Origin of the sequence: Streptomyces atratus, assembly GCF_040655115.1 — a bacterium.
Lineage (GTDB): Bacteria > Actinomycetota > Actinomycetes > Streptomycetales > Streptomycetaceae > Streptomyces > Streptomyces atratus_D.
The window spans coordinates 104165-121318 of sequence record NZ_JBFAJH010000007.1 but is presented as its reverse complement, the minus strand read 5'-3'; the positions used below and the strand labels follow the sequence as shown (position 1 = coordinate 121318).

Below are 17154 nucleotides of genomic sequence, written 5' to 3'. Positions count from 1 at the left end.
GCCGTGACCTTGGCGGTGGGCTCGGCCCCCGCACACGCGGTGAGCAGCAGGAACGGCAGTGGGCGTCCCGGGGGCGGGTGCGGGCACGGCGGATGCCGGCAGCTACGGCTGGGCCTTCTCGGTATGGTCGGTCAAGGCAGGATCTCGACGTACCCGTCGATTCCGTGCACGCGGATCCGCTGCCCGTCCCGGATCAGCCGGGTGGCCTGCTCCACGCCCACGACGGCCGGCAAGCCGTACTCCCGGGCAATCACTGCGCCATGGGTCATCAGGCCGCCCACCTCCGTCACCAGGCCCGCGATTCCGACGAACAGCGGCGACCAGCTGGGGTCCGTGAAGGTCGTGACCAGGATGTCGCCCGCTTCGAGATCGGCCTCCGCCATGTCAAGGATGACGCGGGCCCTCCCCTCGATGGTCCCGGCGGACACCGGGAGGCCGATCAGGGCGCCGGCCGGCACGTCGTCGCGCCGGTACGCCCCGGCGACGGCCTCACCATCCGATGTGAGCACCCGGGGCGGTGTGAGCGCGTGGTACGACCGGAACGCGTCCTTGCGCCGCTGGATGAGCTGGCCATCCACCTGGTTCGAGCGCACGACGTCGTGGAGTTCCTGGAACGTGAGGTAGAAGATGTCCTCCTTCTCAGGAAGCACGTCAGCCCGCACGAGGCGCTCGGCCTCTTCCAGCAGGGCCCGCTTGTAGACGAAGGAGCGGCTGACGATGCCGTACTTCGGGTACTCCCGGTACCCGATGAAGGTTCGGACCCGGTCGATCATCCGCTTGGCCTCGTCGGCTTTCTGGTCCCCGTCCGGCAGGGCCCGCAAGCGTGACAGCACGTCCTGTTCCTTCTTCTGCGCCTTCTGCCGCCCTTGCTCGAAGCGCCGCTCGGCGGCGCCCGGCTCGAAGTTCCTGACGTTGTCGAGGATCACGGGCACGAGCGTGGTGGGGCGCTCGCGCCAACGTGGCCTCGTGATGTCGATCTCGCCGACGCAGCGCATGCCGTACCGGTCGAGGTAGGCCTCCATGGCGTCGCGCGCTTCGGTCCCGCCCGCGAGCTTCGCAAGCTCGTCCAGGAAGCCCTCGTCCTCGACGCCCTGCAGGAACGCCACCACCTCCGACTGCGGGCGGATCACGTCCGCGACGTCGAGCAGCGCCAGTCCCATCTCCGACGTGACGTTGTCGGGGGCGGACAGCGTGAGCGTGTCAGCCGCGTTCTTCTCGCCCAGCCACTCCTGCAGCTTGTCGTTGAGCCACCACGTGGCCTCCATCCCCGCCGTGATCGCCTGAAGGTTCAGCGGATCACTGAGGACTCGCTTGTGCTCCTCGAAGGCCTCCAGCAGGAAGTCGAACAGCGCCGGTCCGGTCTTCGTCCGGATGTCGCGCTCCAGGGCGGCGATGGACACCTGGCTGCGCTCGATCAGCTCGGTGACGATGGCCGGATCGGTCTCGATCGGGGCGGACGCACCGCCGGCCGGCGGCCCGCCGGGACCCGAGTCCGGGAGCGACGGGACGAAATCGTCGCGGTCGAGGACGGTCTCCAGAGCGTCCCTGATCAGCGGATCGCCTCTCCCCATGACGTCCAGGAGGCCGGCGCGGCTCGCGGGCGAGGCCAGGCGCCGGGTGACGTCGACGAACAGCCTCCCGCCGGCCTCGTGCATCGGCACCATGGCCGTCAGCTGCCACATGGAGAGCCCCAGGGGCTTCATGGGGTCGGTCATCATCTGCCCATGACCAACGGAGACGTAGACGTGATTCTCCTGGTCCCCGGTCTCGGGGATGGGGAACAGCGTCGTGACCGGCCGGCTCTGAACGATCTGGAAGCCATCATCGACCAGGCACCATTCGATGTCCTGCGGGCGGCCGAAGTGCGCTTCGATCCGCCGCCCGAGCTGCACGAGCCGCACGACCTGCGCATCCGTCAGCGTCGGCTCCTCCTGCCGCTGCGAGTCGATCGCCACTTCCTGCGTACCGCCGGCCGGCAGGGCGTGAACGGCACGCTGTTTGGCGGCGATCGCCCTGGCGACGACTTCGCCGTGTCGCACCTTGAAGACGTCCGGGTTCACCAGGCCGGAGACCAGGGCCTCGCCGAGGCCGAAGCCGGCGTCCACGGTGGCGACCTTCCGGTTGCCCGTGACGGGGTCGGCCGTGAACAGGATGCCGGCCGCATGCGGGAAGACCATCTGCTGCACGACCACGGCCATGTGGACCGTACGGTGGTCGATGCCGCTCCGCCGGCGGTAGGTCACGGCCCGCTCGGTGAACAGCGAGGCCCAGCACCGGCGGACGTGCCGGAGGATCGCCGCCGGCCCCACGACGTTCAAATACGTGTCCTGCTGGCCGGCGAAGGACGCCGTCGGCAGGTCCTCTGCCGTCGCGCTGGACCGGACGGCGTAGGCGGCCTGCTCGCCAAGCCGGGCGAGCGCGCGGGTGATCGCCTCCACGAGATCGCCCGGGATGGCGATCCCTTCGATGGTCCGGCGGATCTCCGCGCTGAGCGTGCGGATCGCCTCCCGGTCGTCCGGGTTCAGGCGCGACAGCTGATCGAGCCGATCGTCGATCGACGGCGCTTCCGCCATGATCCGCCGGAAGGCGTCCGTCGTCACGCAGAAGCCGGCCGGCACCCGGATGCCTTCGATCCGCGACAGCCCGCCCAGGTGCGCGCCCTTGCCGCCGACAACCGCGACCTGCGTCTCGTCAACCTCTTGAAGATCCCACACGTACTGCTCGATCATCGCGATACCTCCGAGGCAGTCGTGTCCCGCTGCACTGCACTGGCCGATCGAATCACCGGCGCCTCCAGCTCTGTCGAACCTCTTGTCAGGCACGTCGTCGTCTCTGACTGCCCTCCCTCGGACGAGTCTGCCGACCGCTCATCCCAGTCGGGCGGCGCGCACACCCGCACCACCGCCGCGAGCCCTCGCGACCGCACTGCCGGTCCCACCAATGATTCGACGTCACCGCGTCCCCCATACGTCGACAACACACGCACGTCGTGCCCCCTTTCCGCAGGTTGTGGCCTCGGCCGACGATTTTGTGCCACCACCCGGGTCTTGCCGCAAGCCCCCCAGTGCGCTATACGTTAAGAGAGGCAGGGAGAGATCTCCTTGCCTTTGTCTTTGCCTTTTGCCGTCCGCTGGGACTGACAAGCTTCTCGCGAAGTGGCGGCGCGCCGCTTACGGCGGTACGCGTCGTTGGCCCAGGCGGATGTCCCATCGGCCCACGGATGCAGCCGCGGAACCAAAAGTTCTTTCCCTTGTCGGCAAGTCCCGAACTCCGTCGAGCGCGTCGCCATCTCCCCGAGGTCGTCGCGCCACGCGAGTGCTGGGCCGAGCTCGCCAGACGGACGCCTGACGGTCGCCGTAGCTCAAATCGGCCGGCACCCAAGCGAACAGCCCCACGCCGCCCCGACCGGATCGTGGCCCGACTGTCCCGCCGCACCACCCAGATCGTGGCCCGACTGTCCCGCCGCACCGACCGGATCCTCCTCCTGCGCGCCACACACCGACGGGCCGTCACGACAGATCGGGGTCAAGGCGCCCATCACAACCGTTCTCGACACTTCGGTGACCACAAGAAGCGGACAGCGAGGCCTGTTTGATCACGAGGGTCGCGAACTCCCGCTGCGTACCGCTTCTTCACCGCCGCCGACCGTCCCACCCCCGAACCGTTGACATGCACCTGCATGAGGGTGAATCCTCGCGCGAGAAGTTGCGCGATCTCGCGCATGTTCAAGCATTTGCAAACATCCAGTGCTTGGTTCGAAAGGGATGCATCCCGTGCGAAGACTTCCACAGCGGTCCCGCTGGACCGCCCTGGCCACGGCGGGGCTCGTCGCCGCCCTGGCCGCCGCCCTGCTCGGCGCCCCGGCCGAGCCCGCCCACGCGGCGACCCCCGCGAGCGCCGTGCTCGACGGGGCCCACAAGAGCGTCACCTGGCAGAGCCCCGTCTACCCCAAGGGGACGGTCGGCGGCCCCAAGGAGTGTCCGTCCGCCGCCGAGGACCCGGACAACAAAGTCTGCGACCGCTTCGACCTCACCGTGTCGACACCCGAGGGCTACTGGGACGACAACCCGGAGGGTGGGGTGCCGATCTCCATCGAGTGGCAGAAGCCCGCCGAGGACTTCGACATGTACATCTACGACTCCGTCGGCAAGCAGGTCGCCTCCAGCGCGGGCACGGCCGACCCCGAGGCCACGGTGATCCCCCGGGCCAACGGGACGTACCACGTGATCGTCGTTCCGTACGACGTCACCGACAACTCCTTCACCGGCAAGGCGTACCTGCCGGAGACGACCGACTCGGGGAACCTGACCTCCTTCGGCGGGAGCAACGGCAGCTATTCCATCGAGGCCGGAGAACTCAAGGCGAAGGCCGACTTCCTGACCGGCGGTCAACTACGCCTCCAGGCCACGCCCTCCGGGGAGTTCACCGACCCGGCCGGCTCAGCGATCATCCGCAAGCAACCCACGCTGCAAAAGCACACCAGCACCTTCGACAAGGGCGACTACTACGGGATCCGCTCCCCCGACGCCGTACTCCGCGTCTACAAGAAGCCGCTGCGCTTCGGTCTCTACAAGGCCGACAACCGCACCCGTATCTGGCAGGAGGACAAGCCCCTGCGCTGGTCCACCGGGGGAATGCGGCAGAGCCTGGAGCGCGGCGCCGACGAGCAGTTCTTCGGCGGCGGCGAGCAGAACGGCAGCTTCTCGCACCGTGACAAGACGGTGTTCGTCGCCAACAACACCAACTGGAACGAGGGCGGTTACAACAACTCCCAGCCCTTCTACCTCTCCAGTGCCGGCTACGGCGTCTACCGCAACACCTTCGCGCCCGGCGTCTACCACTTCGGCTCCCCGGTCCAGACCGGTCAGCAGGAACGGCGCCTCGACGCGTACTACTTCATCGGGGACGCGAAGGAGGTGATCGGCAAGTACACCGGCCTGGTCGGCAAACCGTTCATGCCGCCGGTGTACGGCCTCGAACCCGGTGACGCCGACTGCTATCTGCACAACGCCAACCAGGGCGAGCGCCACACCCTGGACGCGCTGAAGGTCGCCGACGGCTACACGCAGAACCAGATGCCGCTGGGCTGGATGCTCGTCAACGACGGCTACGGCTGCGGTTACGAGAACCTGCCGGAGACCGCCAAGGGCCTCCAGGACCACAACGCCCAGCTGGGCCTGTGGACCCAGAACGGCCTGGACAAGCTCGCCGACCAGGTGAAGGCGGGCCAGCGGGTCGCGAAGCTGGATGTCGCCTGGGTCGGCCAGGGGTACGGCATGGCGCTCGACGCCTGCGACAAGGCCAAGTCCGGCATCGAGGAGAACAGTGACGCCCGCGGCTTCGTCTGGCTGCCCGTCTCCTGGGCCGGTGCGCAGCGCTGCGGCGTGCTGTGGAGCGGCGACCAGTCCCTGTCCTGGGACTTCGTACGCTGGCAGATCCCGACGTACGCCGGCGCCACCATGTCCGGCATCGCGTACAACACCGGTGACGTCGGCAGCATCTACCGCCACGACGCCAAGATGTACGCCCGCGACCTCCAGGCCAAGTCGTTCCTCCCGGCCCTGATGACCATGGACGGCTGGGCAACCGACCTCACCACCAAGAAGAAGATCAACCAGCAGCCGTGGGTGGACGGCGAGCCGTACACCTCCATCAACCGCACGTACCTCCAGCTGCGGGAGCGGCTGCTGCCGTATCTGTACACCCTGTCCGCCGAGGCCGCGAAGACCGGCGTGGGCTCGGTACGCCCGCTGTGGCTGGAGTTCCCGGACGACCCCGAGACCCTGGGCGCGAACGCCAAGTACGAGTACCTGGCGGGCTCCGACTTCCTGGTGGCCCCGGTCTACGAGGACTCCGACACCCGTAACGGCATCTACCTGCCCAAGGGCACCTGGACCGACTACTGGACGGGGAAGACGTACGAGGGCCCGACCACGGTCAACGGCTACCACGCCCCCATCGACACCCTGCCCCTGTTCGTCAGGGGCGGCTCCATCGTGCCGATGTGGCCGAAGGGCACGACGTCCTGGCGGACCCGGGACCGGAGCGAGCTGGACTACGACCTGTACCCGCAGGGCACGAGCACGTACACCCTGTACGAGGACGACGGCGTGACCCGGAAGTTCACCGAGGGCGCCTCGGCCACGCAACACGTACGCGTGCAGGCACCCGCCGACGGAGGGGCGAGCACCCTCATCAAGGTCGGTGCGAGCATCGGAAGTTACGAGGGGAAGCCGGCCACCCGGGCGTACCGGTTCACCGTGCACGGCAAGGACGCACCGTCGCAGGTGGTCATGAACGACGGCCGTCTCCAGCGACTGAACTCCGCGACGGCGCTCGCCTCGGCCGAGTCCGGCTGGTACACGGACCCGGCGACCGGGATCACGGAGATCAAGACGCGGTCCGTCTCCACGGACCACGGATTCACGGTCGAACTGCGTAAGTAGCAAGGAGCAATCACAAGACAGTGTCAGGGGCCGTCTCCGGACGGCCCCTGACACATGTCACGAGCCAGGGACTCCTGACGTGTCCTGGAGCCGGGGCCCACGTACGGCAGGCCCGCTGTCCGCCGCGAGGCAACCCGCAATCATTGCCGCTCGCTGTTGTCCGACGCGGCTGCAGTACCGCCTGCCGCGGCTCACCCCGTGTCCGCGACAAGGCGGTGAGACCTTGCCGCCCTCTCCCGTCGCGGTCGCCAGTGATCAACACGATCGCTACGATCCCGCGTTGCCCAGCCAGAATCAGACGGCCGTGGCGCGGTGCCAGAACGGCGGCAGGCGACTGCCGACGGTCGCCGAACTGGTGTTCATTTGAGGCCGGAGTGGGACAGGCCTTCGACGAAGTGGCGCTGGGCCAGGACGAAGACGATCAGCATCGGCACGACGGTCATGGTGGCAGCGGCGAGTTGAGTGTTCCACATCTGGCCGCCGTAGGCGTCGGTGAAGCGGGTCAGGGCCTGCGGCAACGTGAACAGCTCTGGTGACGTGAGGTACACCGTGGGTTCCAGGTAGAGGTTCCAAGAGGCGAGGAACGTCAGGATCGCCACCGCCGACAGGGCCGGTTTGGCCAGCGGCAGACAGATCCGCCACCAGATCGCAGGCCGGCCGAGGCCGTCGAGGCGGGCAGCCTCCTCCAGCTCGACCGGGAGAGCGATGAAGAACTGCCGCATGATGAACGTGGCCAGCACACACGGTGCGGCCAGTGCGGTCACCAGGATCAGCGGCCAGTGCGTGTTGATCAGGCCGGCCGATTTGAACAGCTGGAACAGCGGCACGATCGTCACTTCGCTCGGCACCAGCATCCCGGTCAGCACCACCAGGAACAGCGCATTCGCCCCGGGAAACCGGATCCGGGCGAAGGCGTAGCCGGCCAGACTGGACACCGACAGGGTGATCAGTGTGACCAGTGCGGCGATGTAGACACTGTTCAGATACTGCCGGGCAAAGGGCTGAAAGCTGAATGCCTCGGCGTATGCGGACAGTGTCGGCGAGTCGGTCCACAGCGACGGCGGGGCGTCGAAGATTTCCGCCAGTGGTTTGACCGACGCGGCGACCATCCAGATCGTCGGCACCACGAACGGGATCGCCAGCACGCCCAGAGCGATCACCAGCAGTACCGACCGGACCCTGTCAGTCCTCATAGAACACCCACTTACGACGCAGCTGCCATTGCAGCAAGGTGAGCAGCATGACGAAGGACAGCAGCATCAGGGCCAGCGTCGAGCCGTAGCCGATGTCGTTGAACTCGAAGGCCTGCTGGAACACGTAGTACACGAGGACCGTGGTGGACAGCTCCGGCCCGCCACCGGTCAGGACGGCGATCTGGGCGAAGGACTGCAACGCCCCGACCACTGTGACGATGACGGTCAGCAGCACCGTCGGTGAGATCATCGGCAACGTGATCCGGGCGAAGACCGTGCGGCTGTTCGCACCGTCGATCCGGGCGGCCTCGTACAACTCCCGCGGCACGCCCTGCAAGGCGGCCAGGAACAGCACCATGTTGACCCCGACGCTGCGCACCACCTGTGTGAGGATCACCGACACCATCGCGGTGTCGCCTTCCTGCAGCCAGTTCGGCCCGTCGATCCCGACCGTGCCCAGCAGGCCGTTGATGCCGCCGTTGTCCTGCAGCAGGAAGCCCCAGACCAGGGTCCAGGCGACCACGGAGACCACCACCGGGGAGAAGAACAGCATCCGGAACACCGTGACACCGCGGAACTTGCGGTTCAGCAGTACGGCGATCAGGAGCCCGAGCGTGATGTTGACGACCACCACCCCGCCGGAGAAGAGCACCGTTGCCAGCAGCACCTTGGGCAGCTGCGGATCGTCGGCCAGGGCCGCGTAGTTCTCGCCGCCGACGAAGGTCTGCTTGCCGGTGAAGACGTTCCAGTCGTTCAGGCTGTACCAGATCGCCATGCCGACCGGCAGCAGGACGAACACCGCCACCCCGACGAGCTGCGGCAGGATGAACAGGTAGCCGGTCAGCACGTCCCGCCGGCGGGTCGTCCAGAAGGTCGGCCCGGATGCGCGTGCGGCCTTGGCGGCGGCCGGCGCAGCCGCCTGCCCGGCGGCCTGCGGGATGGCCCGCTCAGCGGCCCGTGTCCTGGTCACTTGGCCAGAATCGGATCGATCGCGGCGCAGACCGAGCGCAGGACGTCCGGGATGTCGGCATCCGGGCGCCACATCGCATCAAGCGCTGTCTTGCCCTTCTGCGCCATCTCCGCCGGGCTGGTGTGGTTGGGCAGCGTGACGGCGTCCGGCAGCTGGTCGACCACCGCGTCCTGCAGCTGGGCGGCGTTAAGGACCTTGTTGTTCGCGGCGAGCTTGTCCCCGGTCAGCAACGACTTCCGCGGCGGCGGGAAGTACTGGGCCAGCTTGGCGGCGTTCTCCGGATTGGTCAGGTACGCGAGGAAGTCCGCCGCCTGGTCCGGATGCTTGCTGGAGGCCAGTACGCCCACCCCGGCCTGGCCGAGGACGGAGTACTTCCCGCGGGGGCCCGCGGGCAGCGGGTAGAGCCCGAAGTCGAACGTGCCGGTCAGCAGCGAGGCGCGGGAGACCTGCGCGATGGTGAAGGCGGCATCGCCGGCGAAGAAGTCGGCGGTGGTGCCCGGGCCGGGCATCGCCTGGGTCTTGAACGCCGCGTCGTGCAGGAAGGTGAAGGCCTGCTGCATCTCGGGGCTGGCGAAGGTGCAGGTCTTGCCGTCCGGACTCCACGCTGACGCGCCCCAGCCGGTCCACAGTGTGGCCAGCATGTTCCACGCCTTGTAGTCGAAGTCGCGGACGACGAAGCCGGCCTTGCCGGTCTCGGCGTGGACGGCCGCTCCGGCGGCTGCGACTTGATCCCAGGTCAGTGTGGCCGGATTGATCTTCTGTCCGGCTTTGGCGAGCAGGTCGGTGTTCACGTAGAGGGCGTACGGCGAGTTGGAGAACGGGTAGGCGTACAGCGTGCCGTCGCGGCTGAACTCCGCTGTCACGCTGTCGAGCAGGTCGTCGTACTTCCAGCCCGGGGTGGCCTTGAGCTCGTCGGTCAGACCGACGAGTGCGTCGGAGGCGATGAGATCCCGCGACAGGTCGCCCATCCAGGCGAGATCCGGGGCGTTGCCGCCGGCGATCTGCGTGGTGAGCGTCGTGTTGTAGTCGGCGAATGGCAGGCTCTCGAAGGTGATCTTCGCAACGTCGGGATGGTCGGCCCGGTAGGCGTCGCCGATGCTGTCGAGTAGCTTCAGCTGAGCTTCGTCCGAGGTCCAGACCGTCATCCGCAGCTCTGCTGCCTTGTCCGGGGTGTCGGCCGCCGGCCCGGCGCAGGCCGCGCTGAGTGCAAGGGCCGTCGTCAAGGCGACAGCGCTCAGCGCCTTTCTGGTTCTGATCATGGGTGGGTTCCCTTCGACGTGCTGGTTGGCCGGTCCGGCTCAGTAGCCAGCGACTTCGGGCAGTGCAGTTCGACGTGATCTGTCCGGCTCAGTAGCCGACGACCTCGGGCCAGTGGAGTTCGACGCCGGCCTCGACCAGGCGACGTTGAAGCTGATCGACGAGTGCGGGTTCGGCGGCGACCTGCTGCGGGCTCAGTCCGCGGTCGAGGCAGAACGCGGTGAGCTCGCCCGCGGACTCACCGACGTTCCATTCGACCGGGTGGAGTCGGTAGGCGCCGTTGGTGATGTGGGTGGTGCCGATGTTCTTGGCGGCGGGGATCAGGTTCTGGGTCCGGACCGGGACCAGGGCGCCCAGCGGGATCTCGAACGGCGCCGACTCGACGTCGATGTAGTTGTCGCCGCCGGTCGAGGGGTGCAGGTCGATCCGGTACATCCCCACCCCGACGGATGCGTCGAACCGGGCCGGCCCGCCGGACCCGCGGGATTTGATCGAGATGTCCTGTTCGCGGACGGTGGTCAGCGCCTTGATCCGGCGGGATTCCCGGATGTACGGAGCCTGCGCGAAGCCGTCGCTGGTTCCCACCAGATCCCCGCGCAGCCGCAGTCCCGGCCACCCGCGGCCACCGTCGGGCCGGGGCGCCTCGGTCTGCAGCCAGTAGACGTAGGCCCGGGACTGCGCCTTCGCCGCGGCCAAGTGCTGCAATCGTTCGACGGTGTCGATGATCGAGCCGCCGACGTAGTCCAGCTGGGGCCAGTTGGCCAGCACGATGTCGCTGTCGTACAGGCTGTCGGTGAAGGTCTGCCGGGCGGCAATCCGCCGGAACTGCCACAGGTCCTGATCGCCGGCGTCGAACCGCGGATCACCGGAGACGTCCTGCTCCGGATTTACGATCATGGTGCGCTGCTCCGGCACCAGGGTGCGCGGATTGGGCGCGGTGAACGACAGCATCGGCGCGCCCCAGTAGGGCAGCTCGAATGAGCGCCAGTCGTCGTAGTCGTCGGGCCGGGAGATCGTGTGATCCCCGGCGGCATGGTCGAAGACGAAACACCACGCGATCGACTGCACGTTGGCCGGGTCGGCGACGTCGGGAGCGCTCGGCTCACCGGTGTCGGACCGCGCCTCGGTACCGACGACGTACTCGGTGCCGGTCAGCGGCAGCAGGTCACCGGTCTCGGTGCCGTCCAACACGAACTCCGCCGTGATCACGCTCTGCGCCCCGGTCTGCGGATCCGCGACCGTAACCGTGCGGACCACCCCGTCCACGACCTCGGCCCCGACCGGAACCGCGGGCTGCAGGACGGTCAGCCGGCCGCTCGACCGATACGGCGCGAGGAGAGCGTCGATCACCGCGAGCGCCACCCGCGGCTCGTGGCACAGCCGGCTCACCCGGCCGCGCCCTGGGTTGAGCTCACGGTCCCCGCGGGCCGCCGCCGACAGCGGATAGTGGTCCCGGTAGTAGCGACGGATGTTCTCCCGCAGCCTCCGGTAGCGGGCGGTTACGCCGAACTGCTCCACCCAGATGTGCTCATCCGGTGGCACCGCCTGCGACGTCAGCTGGCCACCCAGCCACGGATACTCCTCGGTCATCACCACCCGGTGTCCGCGCTGCAGCAGCGCGAGAGCGGCTGCCACCGATCCGAGACCGCCGCCTATGACCGCAACCTCTGTGGCGATCTTGTTCACGACAGCCCTGCCGACCGGGCGACAATGGTGTCGCCCGCTTCGACCTCGGCCACCAGGAGCCGCTGGGTGTCCAGATCGGCCCACTCCTGCGGGTCGGTGTTGACCAGCTGCTGCAGCAGCTCGAGCGCTTCGGCAGCGACCTGTTTGCGTGGCACGCGAAAGCCCGTCAGCGCCCGTCCGTCGGTGCGATGACCGCGGACCTCACCGAACGCGGCGACCGAGATCTCGCCAGGCACGTCCACCCCGGCACCGACGAGCGAGAGGATGACATCCTCGGTGAGGAAGGCGTCCTCGGCGATGATCAGCGTGGCCTCCGTGGCCCGGGCCAGTCGGGGCAGCTCGGCGACGCGCTCCTCACCCACCAGCATGAACGCCATGCGGCCCGCCGCCGAGGCGGCCTCGACCGCGCCGCGCCGGTCCCGCGCAGTGGCGGTGTCGCGGCCGCGGTGCACATACAAGGCCTGGCGGTGTCCGCTGTTCGCAGCCAGGTCGATCACGGCGTCCGCCGGAGTGACGTAGTCGATGCCGACGTACGGCACGGCCGCGGCCGTCTCGTCCCTGCGGCCGACCGCGACGAACGGGAACTGCTCGGCGACCAGCCGTTCCAGCTCGGACCCGACCATCTGCTGGCCGAGCAGGATGCAGCCGTCGGTGAGCCGCAGGCGGGTCTTGCGATGGAACAGACTGCGGGTGCCGTTCTCAACCGGCGAGGACGTGAAGAACAGCAGGTCCCAGCCGATCGCCTCGGCCGCACGTTCGATCCCGTTCAGCAGCGGGCCGTAGAAATCCAGGCTCTCCGGCGACAGGGCTTCCTCGTAGGTGAAGACGCCGATGATCTGGTTGTCCAGACCGGCCAGCCGGCGGGCCGCCGGATCGGCGACGTAGGTGGCCTGCTCAAGCGCCCGCTTGACCCGCGCCCGCGTCTCTTCCGGGATACGCACGTTCGTGCCGTCACGGTCGTTCAGCACCACCGAGACGGTGGTCTGGCTGACCCCCGCGATCTCGGCGATTTCGCGCTGGGTGACCCGGCGCGGCTTCGTTGGCATCGATCCTCCGGTGATAATGCGTAACTTCATCAGACGTCGGCGACATTAAACCGCTGGAAACAAGAGCGCAATACCCCTTGACCAACGGGCTGCCCGGTTGAGACCGTCCGTGTCACGACGATGAAGATAGGCATTATCACAACGGTGCGCGGCCAGACAGGAGCAGACGATGACAACCCCACATGCCGAAGGCGCCCACCTCAGCCGTCGCGGTCTTCTCGGCGCGGCGCTCGCGGCCGGCGTCGTACTGGTCGCCGAGCCCACCCCCGTGACGGCCCACGCCGCGAACGGCGATGTCACCCTGGCCGCCGGCGGGATCAGCCTGCTGGCCGGCATCGGCGGCCGGCTCGCCATACGCGACGCGGCCGGTGTCACCCGTACCGCCGGGTCGAAGTTCCAGATCAAGGACCAGCTCACCGGCATCCACCTGTCGACCGGCGGCACCCCCGCACTGGCCACCCTGCAGGACGGAACACCGGCGATCCGGATGGACTACGCCTTCGACGCGGCCCCCGGGCCGGCCACCGTCACCGGCTGGTTCAGCGTCACCACCGAGCACGCCCGGCTGGAGTGGCGGATCACCGGCGCGGACACCCTGGTGCCGGACGGCTTCCTGTTCAGCCGGGCGATCCAGGCGCCGACCGAGCCCGACGACTACATCGCGATCACCGAATGGGTCCGCGACGCCGGCGGCGGCATCCCCTACGAGGAAACCGTCGGCGTCGCACACACCTCGACCTGGGGCAGCCGGCACGGACTGTTCCTGCTGGACCGCTCACGCCAGGCCTGGACGAACGCGACCTGGGTCCACGCACCAGGAACGGCCGACCCGGCCGGCGGGTGGACCAGCCGGGCGGACTTCTTCTTCTCCGACACCAGGCCGTCGGCCACAGCCACCATCGGCCGCGGCCACGAACTCGGCCTCGAGCTGACCACCGACCGCGACTTCAACCTCTACCAGGTCCCCGGCGAGCCGATGCAGCTCACCGCCCTGGTCGCCAACGGCGGCACCGCACGCCCGGCCGAACTGCAGCTGTCCGTGCGCGACTTCGACGGCGCGCAACTGGCCGCCACCACCATGACCGGCAGCATCGCCGCGGCGGGCACCTGGCAGCACACCTTCACCGTGCCCGCGCCGGCCGCCGGCATCGCGCTCGCCGAGGTCGTCGTACGGTCCGCAGACGACGAGGCCTTCGCCCGGACCAACCTCGCGACCCTGCCACCGTTCACCTACCAGGCCCGCGCGGACAGCATGTTCGGGATCGCCAACTACCCGTGGCTGCAGCGGCCGAGCGCCGACGCCGTACTCGACCTCTGGCAGCGGGTCGGCATCGCACTGGTCCGCATCGCCTACGACGGCGGCCCGGGCTTGCCGCCCTCAGCGTTCGACGCACGTGGCATCCGCCACAACATCGAACTGCAACCGTCACTCGACGCGACCGACACCGAGGCTGCAGCCTGGGCAGCCGACAAACTGACCGTGGCGCAAGGGGCCGGAGCCGGCTACTTCGAGGTCGGCAACGAACTGAACCGGCCGTTCAACACCGGAGCAGCCGCCCAGACCTACCTGGACAAGGCGCTGCGCCCGGTCTTCGACCGACGGGCTGCGACCGGCGCCGCCGTCAAGCTGATGAACAACGGACTCGCCGGGATGGACAAACCCTGGGTGGAGACCTTCATCGCCGCCGGCGGCTGGGACCTGATCGACGCGTTCGCCTATCACCCCGGCCGCGGCAACTTCACCCCGGACTACATACCTCCGGGCGACGACTGGAGCACCGGCCCCGAAGGCACGTACTGGAACTTCTACGGCGGACTGAAGCAACTGAAGACGCTGATGGCGCAGCACGGCGAGAAGGAGGTCTGGCTGACCGAGGCCTACGCGCCGACCAAGCCGAACAGCTGGTGGCACGACACCTACCGGCACGCCGCCGAGAACGTCCTGCTCAGCCTGGCACTGGCGAAAGCCGAAGGCATCACCTGCGTGTGCTGGTACCAGTTCCACGACAGCGTGCTGGGCATGCCGCAGGTCGCCGATCCGGACAACGTCGAATACCACTACGGGCTGATGAACCGCGATCTCAGCCCGAAGCCGTCGCTCCTGGCGTACGCGACCGCGGCCCGCGTACTCGATCAGGCCACCTTCCAGGGCTGGCTGACCTTCCCCGACCCACAGACCTTCGGCCTGTGGTTCGACACACCCGACGGCCCGGCGGTCGTCCTGTGGAACCGGGCCGACGGCTACTTGCTGAACACCTCCGGCCAGCGCACCGACTGGCACTTCCCCGCCCCCGAGGTCTGGGTCGACCCCTGGCCGACCAAGACCCTCCTCACGGTCACGGCCGGCAACGCCGTACGCCAGCTGGACGCCATCGGCCGCAGCCGGCAACTGTCATCGGCCCCGGGCCAGGTGACACTCACGCTCGACGGCTCACCACGCATCTTCTACGGCCTGACACCACTGGCCAAGCCCGGCGCCAATACGCTGGCGGGCTGCCGGCGGCGGAGGCCCGGCGAACAACCCAGCGACCGGCCGTTGCAGCCGCCCGGACCATCCGAGAGACATTCCGCAAGGTGATCATCCCGCTCGCCGCACCGGGCATCTTCACCACCGCGATCATCACCTTCGCCGCGGCCTGGAACGGGTTTCTCATCGCTCTGTCGATGCCGAACCAGCCCGGCATGCGGACAGCGCCGGCCGCCATCTCCACGTTCGCCGGCGCCGCCCAGTTCGAGCCCCCTCCGGCAGCCAGATGACGGCAGGGGTCCTGGTCACCATCCCCCTACTGTTCATGGTGCTGCTCTTCCAGCGCCGCGTCGTCGCCGTACTGACCGCCGGCGCGGCGAAGCAGCCGCCCAACTCCCCCGCGTCCAAGGAGCAATCAGCCGCATGTCCGTTCCCGGTACCCCACCGTGGTGGCGCAGCGCCGTCATCTACCAGGTCTACATCCGCAGTTTCGCCGACCGCAACGGCGACGGCGTCGGCGACATCGTCGGCATCCGCTCCCGCCTGCCGTATCTCAAGTCGCTCGGCGTGGACGCCATCTGGATCAACCCCTGGTACAAGTCGCCGATGGCCGACCACGGTTACGACGTAGCCGACTACCGCGCGATCGATGAACTGTTCGGCACCGTGGCCGAGGCCGAGCAGCTCATCGCGGAGGCACACCGGCACGGGATCCGCGTCATCCCCGACATCGTCCCGAACCACACCTCCGACCAGCACGCCTGGTTCCAGGCAGCCCTGGCCTCGGGCCCCGGCAGCCCGGAGCGGGAGCGATACATCTTCCGGCCCGGCCGCGGCCACGACGGCACCCAGCCGCCCAACAACTGGGTCTCCGAATTCGGCGGCCCGGCCTGGACCCGGCTGCCCGACGGCGACTGGTACCTACACCTGTTCGCCCCCGAGCAGCCCGACCTCAACTGGAACCACCCCGACGTCCACGCCGAGTTCGAAGCCGTCCTGCGGTTCTGGTTCAGCCGGGGCGTGGACGGCTTCCGCATCGACGTCGCCCACGGCCTCGTCAAAGACCCCGAACTGCCCGATCTGCAACCCCGCCCCGACCCGGACCGCCAGCAGCCCCGGCAGCACACCGGCCACCCGCACTGGGACCGCGACGACGTCCACGACATCTTCCGCACCTGGCGCAAGGTCGCCGACGAGTTCGAGGGTGACCGGTGCTTCGTCGCCGAAGCCTGGGCGGACACCCCGGAGCGCCTCGCCGCCTACGTCCGCAAGGACGCCCTGCACACCGCCTTCAACTTCGACTTCCTCATGGCCGGCTGGGACCCGAAGGACCTGCGCACGGTCATCGACGACTCCCTCGCCATGCTCGGCGCCGTCGGCGCACCCGCCACCTGGGTGCTCTCCAACCACGACGTCATGCGCCACCCCAGCCGCTACGGCCGAAACGCCGCCAAACGCTGGGTCGCGGGCGAGCGCTACGAACCCGACGGCCCCCTCGACCTGGACCTGGGCACACGCCGCGCCCGCGCCGCCGCCCTCCTCACCCTCGCCCTCCCCGGCGGCGCCTACATCTACCAGGGCGAGGAACTCGGCCTCCCCGAAGTCGAAGACCTGCCCAAGGACGTCCTGCAGGACCCCATCTGGGAACGCTCCGGACACACCGACACCGGCCGCGACGGCTGCCGGGTGCCCATCCCCTGGTCCGGGCAGCACCCGCCGTTCGGCTTCAGCCCCGACAACGCCACCGCCCTACCCTGGCTGCCCCAGCCCGCCAATTGGAACGAGCTCACTGTCGAGGCACAGACCGGCGACCAGACCTCCGTTCTGGAGCTGTACCGCACCGCCCTGCGCCTGCGCCGCGAACACCCCGCCCTCGGCGACGGCACCATGACCTGGCTGGACGCGCCACCCGGCGTCCTTGCCTTCCGCCGCGACCCCGGCTTCGTCTGCGTGGTCAACCTCTCCGCCGCCCCGTACCCACTCCCCGACCACTCCTCCGTCCTCCTCGGCAGCGCCTCTGTCGAGGACGGTGTGCTGGCAACGGATCACGCGGTCTGGCTCGAAGTCTAGGATGTACACAATTGGCCAC

At 68.6% G+C, this 17154-nt stretch carries 10 protein-coding genes; 4 read left to right on the top strand and 6 right to left on the bottom strand.

Going from position 1 to position 17154, the window contains the following annotated elements; translation table 11 throughout:
* Positions 1-131: 131 nt before the first annotated feature.
* Positions 132-2729, bottom strand: a complete 2598-nt coding sequence (gene rph / locus AB0I23_RS11300; RefSeq protein WP_359108989.1) for a rifamycin-inactivating phosphotransferase — start codon at positions 2727-2729, stop codon at positions 132-134.
* Positions 2730-3773: 1044 nt separating this feature from the next.
* Between rph and AB0I23_RS11295 the strand changes: the two genes are divergently transcribed.
* Complete coding sequence (locus tag AB0I23_RS11295) at positions 3774-6446, top strand: glycoside hydrolase family 31 protein (protein ID WP_359108988.1); 2673 nt, start codon at positions 3774-3776, stop codon at positions 6444-6446.
* Between the two features lie 359 nt (positions 6447-6805).
* Here the strand turns inward: AB0I23_RS11295 and AB0I23_RS11290 are convergent, their stop codons facing one another.
* The 5 genes from AB0I23_RS11290 to AB0I23_RS11270 all read right to left on the bottom strand — a co-directional run bounded on the left by AB0I23_RS11290 (position 6806) and on the right by AB0I23_RS11270 (position 12598).
* Complete coding sequence (locus AB0I23_RS11290; RefSeq protein ID WP_359108987.1) at positions 6806-7639, bottom strand: carbohydrate ABC transporter permease; 834 nt, start codon at positions 7637-7639, stop codon at positions 6806-6808.
* Positions 7629-8609, bottom strand: coding sequence for a carbohydrate ABC transporter permease (locus AB0I23_RS11285; RefSeq protein ID WP_359108986.1), 981 nt, complete (start codon positions 8607-8609; stop codon positions 7629-7631). Before AB0I23_RS11285 ends, AB0I23_RS11290 begins: the two co-directional genes overlap by 11 nt.
* Positions 8606-9868 carry an ABC transporter substrate-binding protein gene (locus AB0I23_RS11280; protein ID WP_359108985.1) on the bottom strand — a complete coding sequence of 421 codons (1263 nt, stop codon included), beginning with the start codon at positions 9866-9868 and terminating at the stop codon, positions 8606-8608. The genes AB0I23_RS11285 and AB0I23_RS11280 overlap by 4 nt, the downstream gene beginning before the upstream one ends.
* A gap of 88 nt (positions 9869-9956) precedes the next feature.
* The gene (locus AB0I23_RS11275) at positions 9957-11543 is read right to left on the bottom strand and encodes an FAD-dependent oxidoreductase (protein WP_359109097.1); all 1587 of its coding nucleotides are present in this window, start codon (positions 11541-11543) and stop codon (positions 9957-9959) included.
* A gap of 5 nt (positions 11544-11548) precedes the next feature.
* Positions 11549-12598 carry a LacI family DNA-binding transcriptional regulator gene (locus AB0I23_RS11270; protein WP_359108984.1) on the bottom strand — a complete coding sequence of 350 codons (1050 nt, stop codon included), beginning with the start codon at positions 12596-12598 and terminating at the stop codon, positions 11549-11551.
* Positions 12599-12767: 169 nt separating this feature from the next.
* Between AB0I23_RS11270 and AB0I23_RS11265 the strand changes: the two genes are divergently transcribed.
* The 3 genes from AB0I23_RS11265 to AB0I23_RS11255 all read left to right on the top strand — a co-directional run bounded on the left by AB0I23_RS11265 (position 12768) and on the right by AB0I23_RS11255 (position 17135).
* On the top strand, positions 12768-15176 hold the full coding sequence (locus AB0I23_RS11265; protein WP_359108983.1) for a hypothetical protein: 2409 nt from the start codon (positions 12768-12770) through the stop codon (positions 15174-15176).
* Positions 15173-15355: a hypothetical protein gene (locus AB0I23_RS11260; protein ID WP_359108982.1), complete on the top strand. Its 183-nt coding sequence runs from the start codon at positions 15173-15175 to the stop codon at positions 15353-15355. The genes AB0I23_RS11265 and AB0I23_RS11260 overlap by 4 nt, the downstream gene beginning before the upstream one ends.
* Before the next feature lie 133 nt (positions 15356-15488).
* On the top strand, positions 15489-17135 hold the full coding sequence (locus tag AB0I23_RS11255; protein ID WP_359108981.1) for a glycoside hydrolase family 13 protein: 1647 nt from the start codon (positions 15489-15491) through the stop codon (positions 17133-17135).
* The last annotated feature ends 19 nt before the right edge of the window (positions 17136-17154 follow it).

Bases quoted from the DNA above. Each gene is read 5' to 3' on its own strand.
- AB0I23_RS11270 (WP_359108984.1), bottom strand. From the start codon at position 12,598: ATGCCAACGAAGCCGCGCCGGGTCACCCAGCGCGAAATCGCCGAGATC.
- rph (WP_359108989.1), bottom strand. From the start codon at position 2,729: ATGATCGAGCAGTACGTGTGGGATCTTCAAGAGGTTGACGAGACGCAG.
- AB0I23_RS11290 (WP_359108987.1), bottom strand. From the start codon at position 7,639: ATGAGGACTGACAGGGTCCGGTCGGTACTGCTGGTGATCGCTCTGGGC.
- AB0I23_RS11280 (WP_359108985.1), bottom strand. From the start codon at position 9,868: ATGATCAGAACCAGAAAGGCGCTGAGCGCTGTCGCCTTGACGACGGCC.
- AB0I23_RS11255 (WP_359108981.1), top strand. From the start codon at position 15,489: ATGTCCGTTCCCGGTACCCCACCGTGGTGGCGCAGCGCCGTCATCTAC.
- AB0I23_RS11265 (WP_359108983.1), top strand. From the start codon at position 12,768: ATGACAACCCCACATGCCGAAGGCGCCCACCTCAGCCGTCGCGGTCTT.